Source organism: Mucilaginibacter myungsuensis (assembly GCF_015222005.1).
Lineage (GTDB): Bacteria > Bacteroidota > Bacteroidia > Sphingobacteriales > Sphingobacteriaceae > Mucilaginibacter > Mucilaginibacter myungsuensis.
In genome coordinates, this window is sequence record NZ_JADFFL010000002.1 from 77,240 (window position 1) to 90,013 (window position 12,774).

Annotated in this window: 12 protein-coding genes; 6 read left to right on the plus strand and 6 right to left on the minus strand. The window is 45.2% G+C overall.

Going from position 1 to position 12,774, the window contains the following annotated elements; genetic code table 11:
* Positions 1-41: 41 nt before the first annotated feature.
* The 3 genes from IRJ16_RS04145 to IRJ16_RS04155 are packed head-to-tail and all read right to left on the minus strand — an operon-like array spanning position 42 to position 2,630.
* Entirely contained in the window at positions 42-1,511 is a 1,470-nt protein-coding gene (locus IRJ16_RS04145; RefSeq protein WP_194110273.1) for a prefoldin domain-containing protein, read from the minus strand.
* Positions 1,492-2,073, minus strand: coding sequence for a hypothetical protein (locus IRJ16_RS04150; protein WP_194110274.1), 582 nt, complete (start codon positions 2,071-2,073; stop codon positions 1,492-1,494). Before IRJ16_RS04150 ends, IRJ16_RS04145 begins: the two co-directional genes overlap by 20 nt.
* On the minus strand, positions 2,070-2,630 hold the full coding sequence (locus tag IRJ16_RS04155) for an RNA polymerase sigma factor (protein WP_194110275.1): 561 nt from the start codon (positions 2,628-2,630) through the stop codon (positions 2,070-2,072). The genes IRJ16_RS04150 and IRJ16_RS04155 overlap by 4 nt, the downstream gene beginning before the upstream one ends.
* A gap of 317 nt (positions 2,631-2,947) precedes the next feature.
* Between IRJ16_RS04155 and IRJ16_RS04160 the strand changes: the two genes are divergently transcribed.
* The 4 genes from IRJ16_RS04160 (at position 2,948) to IRJ16_RS04175 (ending at position 6,752) form a co-directional block, all read left to right on the plus strand.
* Positions 2,948-3,730, plus strand: a complete 783-nt coding sequence (locus tag IRJ16_RS04160) for a hypothetical protein (RefSeq protein ID WP_194110276.1) — start codon at positions 2,948-2,950, stop codon at positions 3,728-3,730.
* A gap of 199 nt (positions 3,731-3,929) precedes the next feature.
* Entirely contained in the window at positions 3,930-4,700 is a 771-nt protein-coding gene (locus IRJ16_RS04165; protein ID WP_194110277.1) for a hypothetical protein, read from the plus strand.
* 241 nt (positions 4,701-4,941) lie between these two features.
* Positions 4,942-6,258 carry an adenosylhomocysteinase gene (gene ahcY, locus IRJ16_RS04170; RefSeq protein ID WP_194110278.1) on the plus strand — a complete coding sequence of 439 codons (1,317 nt, stop codon included), beginning with the start codon at positions 4,942-4,944 and terminating at the stop codon, positions 6,256-6,258.
* A 101-nt stretch (positions 6,259-6,359) separates the two neighbouring features.
* On the plus strand, positions 6,360-6,752 hold the full coding sequence (locus IRJ16_RS04175; RefSeq protein WP_194110279.1) for a hypothetical protein: 393 nt from the start codon (positions 6,360-6,362) through the stop codon (positions 6,750-6,752).
* Positions 6,753-6,939: 187 nt separating this feature from the next.
* Here the strand turns inward: IRJ16_RS04175 and trhO are convergent, their stop codons facing one another.
* A complete protein-coding gene (gene trhO / locus IRJ16_RS04180; RefSeq protein ID WP_194110280.1) occupies positions 6,940-7,887 on the minus strand; it encodes an oxygen-dependent tRNA uridine(34) hydroxylase TrhO in 948 nt (315 codons plus the stop codon).
* 295 nt (positions 7,888-8,182) lie between these two features.
* A complete protein-coding gene (locus IRJ16_RS04185) occupies positions 8,183-8,536 on the minus strand; it encodes a hypothetical protein (protein WP_194110281.1) in 354 nt (117 codons plus the stop codon).
* Between the two features lie 160 nt (positions 8,537-8,696).
* Here IRJ16_RS04185 and IRJ16_RS04190 point away from each other — a divergent pair, with 160 nt between their 5' ends.
* Entirely contained in the window at positions 8,697-9,917 is a 1,221-nt protein-coding gene (locus IRJ16_RS04190) for a TlpA family protein disulfide reductase (RefSeq protein WP_194110282.1), read from the plus strand.
* Between the two features lie 227 nt (positions 9,918-10,144).
* Here the strand turns inward: IRJ16_RS04190 and IRJ16_RS04195 are convergent, their stop codons facing one another.
* Complete coding sequence (locus IRJ16_RS04195) at positions 10,145-11,788, minus strand: M28 family metallopeptidase (protein ID WP_194110283.1); 1,644 nt, start codon at positions 11,786-11,788, stop codon at positions 10,145-10,147.
* A gap of 163 nt (positions 11,789-11,951) precedes the next feature.
* Here IRJ16_RS04195 and IRJ16_RS04200 point away from each other — a divergent pair, with 163 nt between their 5' ends.
* Complete coding sequence (locus tag IRJ16_RS04200; RefSeq protein WP_194110284.1) at positions 11,952-12,650, plus strand: SIMPL domain-containing protein; 699 nt, start codon at positions 11,952-11,954, stop codon at positions 12,648-12,650.
* Positions 12,651-12,774: the final 124 nt, after the last annotated feature.

Consider the following 12,774-nt stretch of genomic DNA (forward strand, 5'->3'; position numbering starts at 1 on the left):
GAGCCATTGCGGCCCTTTGTTAAACATATATGGTTTACAAATTATTGGTCGAATTTTACACTGCTAAAGTTAGATTTGATAGTGATCAGCTTGTCGCTGTCGCCTTTGCCTATCGTTCCTTTATACACCTTGGTGGTGTTGATAGAGCGATCACTCTCCGGGCTTTTGCTGGTGACGTTCACTTTATCATCATTATAAGTGAAACCGCCGTAGCTGGTGGTCACGTTAAAGTTGGCATCATTTAACGATGCTAATTTTACTGGAGCGTATGATGAGTTGATAGACAGTGTCTTCAAATTCTTATCCAATGTAGCTATTTGGATACCCTCACCAAAGTGAACCTTAATATCGGCCGAATTGGTCAGTCTGCCTATTTTGGCTGGGGTGTACTCTAATTTCGCGTTCAACTTATCGGCCAACTGCAGATCCAGCGCACCAAAAGATACCGCCAGGTTACTGCCATACAGGCTTTCGATGTTGGCGTTGCCATATCTAACCTCGATACTGTTATCGGGGTTGGTCAGGGCTTTGGCGGTGAAATTACCAAATTGATTTTTGATCGTTAATTTGCCATTCATATCCGGCAATATAACTGCACCATAACTATTGGTGATATTCAGCGGGTTTTTGGCCGGCATATACACCGTGTAGTTTATCACTGTTTTATTGATCACATATTTACCGTTGCCTATGCTCACATTATTACCGTCGTGCCTGCTGATCTTGGTAATAAAACTAACGCCATCGCTACTTTTATCACTATCAATGTTAACAGCATCTAACAATTTATCGGCTTTGTCATCGTCGTTAGCGTAGGTTTTTATATCCACGTCAACCTTAACCTCGTTCTTGTTCCAGGCATTAATGGTAACTTTACCAAACTTGTTATCGATCTTTACTACATCGTTAGCATCTACAGAAAAGCTTTTGCTGATGTTTTTGGTTTTCATCTTAACATCGCCACTGGCTATCTTTTTTTCAAGTTCGGTATCGTTGCGATCGTAGTTATATCTCGATGTAAGTCCGGTTAGCGTAAAGCGGTCGGCAAATTTGCGTTCCGAATCTTTAGCACGGTCGGCGATCTGCCTTTGGCGCTCCGCATTTACTTTTTTATACTCTTCAGTACGCAGGGCGCTCATCTCTTTTTGTATCGCACTCACTTGCTCTTGCAGCTTTTTCATCTTTTTAAGATAAGCAGTGTCTTGCGAGGCTGCGCCGAAGGCGTCCATGTATAAACCGTTCACTGATGCCAATGTATAAGCGTTAGAGCCGGTGGTGTACAAACTGGTACCAGGTGATATGGCCGCTAACTGTCCGCCGTTCAGCACAATGGTCTTTCCTGTCGAACCGGGCAAAATTTGTATCCCATTAATAGAGGTGGTAGCAGCCCTTGGCGTGGTATCGGTTTTTGATGATGATGTAGTACCTGTTACTGTTTGTGCGAAGCTGTTTGTTCCCAATGCGATAAGGGCCAAAGCCATCGCGGCGATGTTATATACTTTTAATTTCATTTTGGTGTTCTTTAAATTCTTTAATGCCTTCAATTACATTTAGTTGTTGATCTATCACCTCGGCCTGTAACTGCAAGTTCCGGATCATTGCACGTAACACACGCTCCTGGTTAGGACTGGTAACTAATTCTTTATTTAGTTTTTTATAGGTAGAATCCATCTTGGCTAACTCGGCGCTGAACTCCTTATATAGCTCGGGGTTGGACTTGGTCAGCGTTTTCAACTCGCTACGCCCGGTCTGTACTATCGACGCGTATTTAACCTGCTGTTTGGCAAACTCGGGATTGATCTTGGCGATATCTACCTTAGTAGGGGTAGTACCGGCCGGCTGCATTTTAATGTAGAATACAAAGCTGATCCCCATTATTACGATAACCGTTGCGGCCACCCGCAGTACAAAGCCTAAGGAGAAGGTCTTGACCTCTTTCCGTTTAGGTAGTTCGATCACTTTTTCCTGCTCCTGCAGCTTGCTCACTATCTTACCCCAAAGCTCTATGCGGGGTTCTAACTCGTCAAATTCGTCGCGGTTGTTCCTAATAAAGTCCTCTAATCTCTTGCTCATGCCACTACTCCTTTCTGTCTTAATATTTCACTCAATTTTCTTTTCGCCCTCAGGAATTGCGTCCTCGAGGTGTTTTCGCTGATGTTCAGTATCTGTCCGATCTCTTCGTGGTCGTAGCCTTCTAACAAATAGAGGCTGATCACCACACGGTAGCCCTCGGGCAGTTCTTTCATCGCGGCCTTTACGCGGTCGACCTTGTAAAGCATTTCTTCGTTATCCTCCGGCTCCTCGTCGGGGATGTTCTCTAATTCACCATCTTCAAGCTCGGCCCATTCCATTTTGCGCTTGCGCAGCAAATTGATAGAACGATGCACTACGATCTGTTTCAGCCACAACCCAAAGGTGGTTTCCTGACGGAAGTCTTTGATCCGCCCAAAGGCATCCACAAAAGCTTCCTGCAAAACATCTTCGGCCTCGTCCATATTACCTACCACCCTAAAGGCAATGTTCAGCATTGCTTTAGAATATAACCGGTAAAGCTCATAACAGGCTTTTTTACTGCCCTGCTTACACTCGGCTACCAGTTGGTAATGTTTATCGATGTATACAGCTTCCAATCGTGAATCAGTTTCTATCTAAATGACACAGCCTTTTTGCATGTGTTGCATAGGGTTACAAAAAAAGTTAAGAAATTTTATGGAAGATACGGGGAAAGTACGATGCGAGTAAACAGTATGGCAAAAAGATCCGTATAGGGATATACCGTCAAGCAAAATGATTTATTGTATCGACGGTTTTTGATACCTTAGTTTAACCAATTATAAACTACCTATTTATAACAATTTATATCGGCCATCGGCAACTTATTGCCGATGGTATGCCATTATAGCTATACCCTATAATCAACTAACCAAAACAATTTATATAAACCTTAATGACCAACGCAATTATGAAACTTAACCTCTACTACACCTCCCTGTTGCTATTGATAACTTTTGCTGCTTGCAAAAAAAGCACCACGACCGAACCTACCCCCGACCCCAAACCCACTACCAAAACCATTAAACTACTTACCAGAATGGCCAAAGTGGTAGAGGGCGGTAAAGATACCGTGTATACCGACATTACCTACGACGATCGAAATCGTATTCGCACGATCAAAACCGGCATCACCATTAAACAATATAATTACCTGGGCGACGAGCTGATCAGCCTTACCCGGATAGATGATCAAGGCAAGGTCATGAGTACTTATGCCAGTTTTATTTATGCCGATGGTGTACTCACCAGCGGGTTAGCCAGTACAACTGCCGTAACCTACGAGATGAGCGGCGGCAAAGTACTGAAACGTAACAACGCCACACAGACCATGTTCGAATTCACCTACAGCGGTAACAATATGGTCAGCTATAAACAAGCCAACGGACAGGTGACCGGTTACGAGTTCGGCACCGCCAAGAATCCGTTCTTTCATACCCGCCACCGTTATTATCAACTGACCGCGAGCGAAAGTGAAGACATTTACTCAGAGAACGCGCCTACTAAATTTATTATAGCCATCACACCGGTCTTCCGCGGATCGATATATACCTACGTGGTAGATAAGGATGGGTTGCCGCTATCGGCGCAGGTTAAAGCCACACAATTTGCAGATCCGTCGTTATTTAGCACTACGGTAGTGGTTTACACTTACACATCAAAACAGGTGCCGTTGTAGTTGCGCGCTGGACGATAATTCTGTATAGACATGATACCTTGTGCTCCTGAGCATGCAGGGCCGCAAGATCTTAGACCTGATCGGTCTAAGAAACGATGTATCTTACCTTAAAGGGAAAAAAGGCCGTCCCCCCAAATAAACTGGTGGGGTATGCTCTTTTTTCCCTAACTTGGTATAACCAATTATAAACTATCGCCTTATGAAAAAGAATATCCTTGCTATGGCAATGTTATTGCCTATGGCGTTCGCTGCCTGTAAAAAGAATACCGGTAGCCAACCCGAGCCTAAAGCCCAAGTGAAACTGTTAACCAAAATTGCAAAAGTTACGCGCGGCGGTACAGATACTGTTTACACCTATATCAGTTACGACAGCCGGAATCACCTTACCGAAATGAGGACCGGCAATACCGTAAAAACTTACAACTACACAGGCGATAACCTGACCAGTATTACCAATAACGATCTTACAGGCAAAGTTATGAGCACCGTGCTAACGTTCACTTACAATGGCAACGTAATAGCCGGCGCGCATGCCCCCAATAGCATGCCCGCTTTAGATTATAAATACACCTACAACGTAGTGAACGACCGTATAACCAAGCGCAACGGCCCTACACAATATACCCACGAGTTCACTTACAGCGGTAACAACCTGGCAAGTTATAAGTTAGTAGGAAGCGGCACATCTGTTTATGATTATGGTTTGGATAAAAGCCCGTTCTACAATGCCCGCCATAAGTATTACTTAACACTGCCGATAGAGGGCGAGGACATGTTCTCTGAAAACAATGTGGTGAAGATCACCGATGCAACTACGCCATATTTCAGAGGTGCAAATTACAGCTACCTGGTGGGTAACGATGGATTCCCAAAAACGATGACCATTCAGCGGACACAGTTCTTAGATCCTGAAAAGTTCACTTATACCGAGGTGGTGTATAGCTATACCATGATGGATGTGAGGAATTAAGAGGTTGAATTTCCATCCAATACCTTTACCCCTTATCAACGTTTTTCGCTAAGGCACTGTCCGTGGTCTTCCCCTAAATTAGGGGAAAGTAATGGCCGTGCAACTCGCAGTTACTTTCAAAAGGGGTAATAGCACTTAAGCAAAAAACTACGCCATCCGCCTTGCGCCGCGCCCTTAAAATACACCTTAGGTTTTCTCCGACCTATTGGTTATTTTTGCAACAAAATCAATAAGATACAATATGTCATCAGTAGAAACCGCCTTTGTTAAATACAAAGTAAAAGACTTTTCGCTGGCCGAGTGGGGCCGCAAGGAGATAGAACTGGCCGAAGCCGAAATGCCGGGCCTTATGGCGCTGCGTGCCGAGTACGGTCCGTCGCAACCACTTGCGGGTGCGCGCATTGCAGGCTGTCTGCACATGACCATCCAAACCGCTGTGCTGATCGAGACTTTGGTTGCTTTGGGCGCTGAGGTTACCTGGTCATCTTGTAACATCTTCTCTACGCAAGATCACGCTGCTGCTGCTGTTGCTGCTAACGGTGTATCTGTTTATGCGTGGAAAGGCTTGGACGAAGCATCGTTCGACTGGTGTATTGAGCAAACTTTATTCTTTGGCGAAGACCGCAAGCCATTGAACATGATATTAGACGACGGTGGCGATCTTACCAACATGGTATTTGACCGTTACCCTGAATTGGTTGCCGGCATTAAAGGCTTGTCTGAAGAGACCACTACCGGTGTTCACCGTTTATACGAGCGCATGAAGAACGGTACTTTGCCGATCCCTGCGATCAACATTAACGATTCGGTTACCAAATCTAAATTCGACAACAAATACGGTTGCCGCGAATCATTGGTTGACGCGATCCGTCGTGCAACTGACGTGATGATGGCCGGTAAAGTTGGTGTTGTTTGCGGTTATGGCGACGTAGGTAAAGGTTCGGCTGACTCATTGCGTAATGCAGGTGTACGTGTGATCGTTACCGAGATAGACCCGATCTGTGCTTTACAAGCTGCTATGGAAGGCTTTGAAGTGAAAAAACTCTCGACCGCTATCGCCGAGGCTGACATCGTTGTTACTGCTACCGGTAACATGAACATCGTTCGCGAAGAACACTTCCGTGCTTTGAAAGATAAAGCCATCGTTTGTAACATCGGTCACTTTGATAACGAGATCGATATGGCCTGGTTAAATGGTGCTTACGGTAATACTAAAGTAGAGATCAAACCTCAGGTTGATAAATACACCATCGACGGCAGCGACGTGATCGTATTAGCCGAGGGCCGTTTGGTTAACTTAGGTTGCGCTACCGGTCACCCAAGTTTTGTGATGAGCGCATCGTTCACCAACCAAACTTTAGCCCAATTAGAGCTTTGGTTACACCCGGAGAAATACGAGAACAAAGTTTACGTATTGCCTAAAAACCTCGATGAGAAAGTTGCCCGCTTACACTTAGCCAAAATTGGCGTTGAGCTGGAAGTACTTGACCAAGACCAAGCTGAATACATCGGCGTAACGGTTGAAGGTCCGTTCAAGGCTGATTATTATAGATACTAAAATCTGGACTCAAGAATAACGAGTCAGGAACCAAGATAGGAAGGGCATGGCTTTGGGGTCATGTCCTTTTTTGTTTACCTTTCTGCTGCAAAAAGGTCTAAATGAAAAGGAAAGCAATAGCTAACGTAAAATTTTTTACAGGGCTCGGCCTACAGGCAGTTTTAGCTGTTACCCTCTTGTTCCTTGGCTGTAAAATGGGTTTCACCAGTGTAAACCTCTCCGACGTCAATGTGACTATAGGAAAAATAGCATTTGTTTCCGTGCAATCCAACAGGGGTCCCAAGGCGGTACCAGGGCAAAAAGAATTTGTTTTTTATATAGATGCGCAAACAAACGGGTACTGGATCTATAGGTCGTCTGGAAAATACGATGACCTATTGTCAAAAATATCGGCAGGAACAGAGGTCAAAGTATTTTATAGTCAAATGTCGGATCAAACAACTACTACACTGCTTACCAAATTAATGTTAAAAGCAAACCCATTTACAGTGTAGCCGAATATGATCAAAAAGAGCAAATGGCTGGTCGGTTTATAATTTTACCCTTCGCACTATTTGTTATATCTCTGCTCATCTATCAAATAAGAAATCTTTTCAAGAAACCAATTTAAACGCCGCCAAATTCTTCTAACAAAAAAGGTCCGATCGAACCTGTGTCAAATATTCTTAAACTAAGCGGGCCTTACAATAACGCCACTTTCTTCACATTCACCGGCTGAGGTACTTTTACATAATAACCCGTACCATCGTAAATGCGTTTGCGGGGGTGTTCCTGGCAAGTGGTGCTGCAGCAGCCGTCGGTGGCGGTGCCGCATTCGTCGCATTGAGTGAAATGCTCGTTGCACTCGGGGTTGGCGCAATTGATCATCTTGTCGGTGGTCTTACCACAGTTGTAGCAGGTCGATACCACAACAGGGTTCACCGTATTTACGTCGACCGCTAAGCGGTTGTCGAACACGTAGCATTTGCCGTCGAAATCTTCGCCGCCTGCTTCTTTGCCGTATTTAATTATACCGCCGTGCAGTTGATACACATCGCTGAAACCTTCGTGCAGTAACAGGGCCGATGCCTTTTCGCATTTGATGCCGCCGGTGCAGTAGGTCAGTATCTTTTTGTCTTTAAACTTTGCCAGTTCGTTGATCTTGGCCGGGAAATCGCGAAAGTTCTCGATATCCAGTGTCACTGCGTTCTTAAAGCGACCAAGAGAGTGCTCATAGTCCGAGCGTACATCCAGGATCACTACATCGTCGCGGTCCTTCATCGCCAAAAACTCGGCCGGCTCCAGGTGTTTGCCGGTCTGACGGTTCGGGTCTATCATTTGCGGGTCACGCAAGCCTGAGTGTACGATCTCGCTCTTGTAGCGGCAGTGCATTTTAACAAATGACGGCTCGTCTACTTCGTCTATCTTAAATTCGGTCTTGGCAAAGCGTTCGTCGACATGTATGGCCTCCATGTACGCTTTACAAGCTTCGGGCGTGCCGGATACAGTGCCGTTAAGACCCTCGTCGGCCACAATGATACGACCTACCAGCCCAAGGCTTTTACAAAATTTTAAATGATCAGCGGCAAAATCTTCCGCGTTAACTATTGGCGAATAGCAATAGTAGAGTAATGTTTGATATCTTTCCATGAAACCATTGATACTGCTGCAAACAGCGTTTAATGCGGTGCAAAGATAAGCATTTGAGCGATAGCAGAAAAGTGATGCTGATCATAAGCAAGCCAGTATGCTTTTTTTGACAAATTTGTTGTAGAGACGCGATACTTCGCGTCTCGAGTTAGCAGGTCAGGACTTGCAAATTGGACCTGCATAGTGGCAGACACGAGGTATCGTGTCTCTACAAAAGATCTTAAACGAACTATAAGTCCAGAGATCCCAAAAAAGGTGTCTGTGTGGACACAGACACCGGAGATCTAGGAAACGGCTACCTATTCACCCCCCTTTGCGTATTCAATATCAGCTTAACTCCCTCGGCTAATAATTGCTTATCGTCCTGATCTGGTTTTGTTTTTACATGACCGTTATCGTCGGTATAGGTGATCTTGCCCTTGTTATCGCATTGCACCTCTATCTGATCGCCGTTCTTGTTCACCATAAAATAACTGTGGCGCGACATGCGACCTATCGACCTGTCCTCATCAAAAATGATCTTACCCGAGTAGACGGCTTCCAGGCGGTTATGGCCGTCGGATGTTACGTATTGGTGCCTGTTGCGTTTGCATGCTGCAGCCATCACTAACAGCATGATAGCCAGTATAAATGTTTGTTCCTTTTTCATTGTGAGTAATTTGTTTCGACAAAACTAAATCAAAACATAGTAATATGCAATACATAGTACTATTTATTTAAAAATTTGTTGCTCCGGACAAACTTTCGTCAAGAATGATATCACCAAACAAATAATCCTTACCTTGGAGGTTCAACTTGAAACGGGCCTTATGAAAAGATCTTTTATAGCGATAGCACTCTTATTTTTAACCACCACTGCCCGTTCGCAAACGGAAACGTTGGTCGGTCAGCAAGCGCCGCCCGTTGTTTTTCAGCAAAATTTAGGCAAACCTGTAAAGCCCGACTTTTACAAAGGCAAAGTGTTGGTGTTGGACTTTTGGGCCACCTGGTGCGCGCCATGCATCGCCAACTTTCCGCATTATAATGAGCTGGCCAAAACCTATCAAAATAAGGATGTAGTGTTCGGGATCCTGTCGGACGAGCCGTTAACCACGGTAAAGAAATTCTTCGACCGAACCAAAAAAGAAGTTGTCGGCCTTAACCTGACGGATACCACCCGCCAAACCATGAACAGTTATAAAGTGCAGTTCATCCCCTATTGCGTGGTGATCGGTAAAGACAATGTGGTGAAATGGATGGGACAAGGCCAGGCGCTTACTGCTGATATTTTATCTACCATCATCAAAGGCGATGCTTTACCGGCATCTGCTCCGGCGGTTGAAATGCCGAAGCCTGTGGTAGCGGCGGCACCTGCAACAACAGAGCGCCCTGTGCAACCGCTATTCTCGTTTACCGTAACGCCATCAAAAGGTGGCAAATTTGGTGGTGGGGCCATGAATGCCGGTGGCGACTATATCAGCCTATCCAGAACTAACGCCGCATTAGGCGTTATCATCGGCGATGTATCTGAATATACGCGTAATGTGCGTTTAGTGACCAACGACACAGCGAAGCTTAACCAATTGGTCGATCTGAAATTTTCGAGCAAGTTCGATACCACGCTGTTCAGGAAATATAAGGGTAGGATCATTCCCGGCTATCCGCGCCGGAATATGATCTTAGAAATGCTGGGCGATGCCATGAAGTTTAACACCAAAGTGATCAAACAGCAACGCAAGTATTACGAGTTAGTGGTTACCGACAGCGCCAAGTTGCATACCTTCCGCTCTATGCAAAAAACGCATTCAAGTTTCTCTGATGATAACCTGCCACAATTTGAGATAGTAGGTTACACTTTAAAAAACATGGTCACCGAATTGCAAAGCACCGCTAAAATAATCATCAAGGTGGATATTAAAGATAATAACTGGTACGATCTGGCTTTGAATATCAAAGACGTGCCTACGCTGAAAAAAACGCTTAACTTTCATGGATTAGATCTGAAGGAAACTACCGGCGAGGTAGAATTGCTGGAAGTTACCTTTTATTAGTCTCATAAAGTCACTGTCTACCAATGCATACACGTAGAACTACGTGGTGCAAAATTCAAGTATTTATACGTATAGGTTCTGTTCAGTTTATTCAAGTAATTTGAGTGTCGATAGTCAAATAGTTTGTTTATCACTTAAAGATCGCAAAAACCTAAATCTTAGAAACAGTAAGGCCACTGAAGTCGCAAATTCAGTGGCCTTGTAGTTTTAAATGATTTTGGCGTGAATTACTTCCCCGCCATCAACTTATCCCTGATCGCCTTAAACTCCGACCCTGCTTTCCATCCCGGGAATTTAGTATCGTTGGCCAGTTTTGTGCCTAATCGGTATAACAGATCGGCCGTTTGTACCATGCCGCTCATATCCATATCGGCCGAAAAATTATCTGATGCCTGATGATATTTGTTTTCGGTATAAGCTTTCTGTTCGGCCGCGCCCCATTCTTTGCCTTTGGTCACGCTTTCGGTGCCGTTATTAATATCCAAGGCCGGGATACCGATCTTGGCAAAATTAAAATGGTCGGACCGATAATAACTGCCAGCGCCCGGTTTAGGGTCTCCCACTAAATAAAGGCCGTCGCCTTTGGCCAACACCTCTAACTCATCTTCCAGTTCGCTTTGGCCTTTGCCCGTTACGGATATATCCTTGGTCGGGCCATAAGTGTGCAAGGCATCCATATTCAGGTTAGCGACGGTTTTGTTGACCGGGAAGATAGGGTGTGTGCCATAATATTCAGACCCCAGTAGACCTTGTTCTTCAGCTGTAACAGCCAGGAAGATGATGCTGCGCTCCGGTTTCTCTTTTGCATTCATAAATGCCTTGGCAATGGCCAGTAAAGCCGCGCTGCCAGTGCCATTATCCACCGCGCCGTTGTAGATGCTGTCGCCTTTAGCATCGGGCTTGCCAATGCCTAAGTGGTCCCAGTGGCCCGAGTAGATGATATACTCATCCGGTCGTTTGCTGCCTTTGATCATAGCGACCACATTCTTCGACTCTGAGTATTTTAACTTGGTCTGTACGCCAAGCGTAACATCCAAACCCAGCGACACAGCTTTAAAATCTTTTTTACGGGCAACCGCACGGATATCCCCGCTAATACCTGCCGATGCTAATAGTTTAGTGGCGGTAGCTTCGGATATCCAACCTTCGATCTGGCAGCGGTTCATGTGCTTGTCGGGTTGGGTCAGTTCTAATTTAGCGCCGGTGTTGCTGGTTTGCACCACTTGCCAAGGGTAACTGGCCGGTTCGGTCTGGTGTACGATCAGTACGCCGGCCGCGCCCTGGCGGGCGGCCTCTTCAAATTTGTAGGTCCAGCGGCCGTAGTAGGTCATGGTATCGCCGTGGAAGAATTTGGGGTCGCCGCTTTTAAAGCCGGGGTCGTTCACTAATACAACTACCGTTTTGCCTTTTACATCAAGGTCTTTGTAGTCGTTCCAATTATATTCGGGGGCAACTACACCATATCCGGCAAATACAAGAGGTGAATTTTTCAATTCTACCGATGGCACCTCCCTGCGGGTAAGGGCAACATAATCATCACTGAATTTAAAGGTCATGTTCGCTTTCCCGCTGATCTGCATGGTTGGTGACGGAGTACTGGTCACCTCTACCATCGGCACATTCTGAAAAAAGCTACCGTTGTTGCCCGGCTCCAGACCAAGCTTCTGGTATTCTTCTGACAGGTATTTTACCGTCTTGGTCTCGCCTTCGGTAAAAGGTTTACGCCCTTGTAACGAATCGTGCGCAAGGACCGTAAGATAGGTTTTGATATCATCGCCGCTCACGGTCGGGCCGGCACTTTTGGGGTCGCTGCATCCGGTGGCTAAGGCCAGTGCCGCGATCAACAGATAATTGTGGTTGAGTTTGATCATATCGGGGATAGTGGTTTTATCAAATGTAAAAAATAAATGGCTTGGCTATCAGCCCACAAACAAATTCCATAAAACTGCCTTTACGTAGATGTGTAACAACTATGTGATATTTGTGGAATAACCGGATGACCGGCATCCTACCTGTATAAAAACAAAAATGAATATGAAAAAGATAAGCATCGCGATACTATTAGTATCAATAGCATTAACAAGTTTTGCCCAAAATGTAGACCTGCGCCGCAAGATAGAAGTGGTTGGTGTGGTAGAACGCGAAGTTACCCCCGACATTATCAACGTGACCATATCGTTGAAAGAGTACATGGACGGCAAAAACAAAGTAACCATCAGTCAGCTGGAGAGCGCGCTGGAAAAAGCGGTACAAGAGGCAGGTATCCCTAAAGGTGACTTCACCGTGAACAACCTGTCATCGTACCAGCAAGTGGTATCTAAAAAGAAAGACCCTAACTTTTTGGCCAGCAAACAATACGGTATCCGTTTCCGTGATCTGAACCGTTTTAACCAGATCTTAAGCAAACTCGACGCTAAGGGTGTGCAATCGACCTATATCGACAGCTACGACTACTCTAAAATGGCCGAGGTTAAACAAGAGCTAAAGATAGCTGCCCTGATAGCCGCCCGCGATAAAGCCGCTGCTTTAGTTGGCGCGTTGAACGAGAAACTGGGCAGCGTGATCAACATCGTCGAAAATGATGATAATATGGGCAACTATCCCGCTCCACGTGCAATGATGTATGCCAATAAAGTTTTAGCTGCCGATGCCGCCGCTCCCGAGAGCGATATTGATGCCCGCAAGATCAAACTGAGCTTTAGGGTGAATGCGACCTTCGAAATTGGCAAATAAAGAAAATTATATTCCCCGGGGTTAATAAAACTTCGGGGAATATTTTTTTGCTAGGTATTCTACTATTAATTTTATGTCAAATCGCCACAATAGGTTGACAAGCTGAATTTTACGCTTATATTTA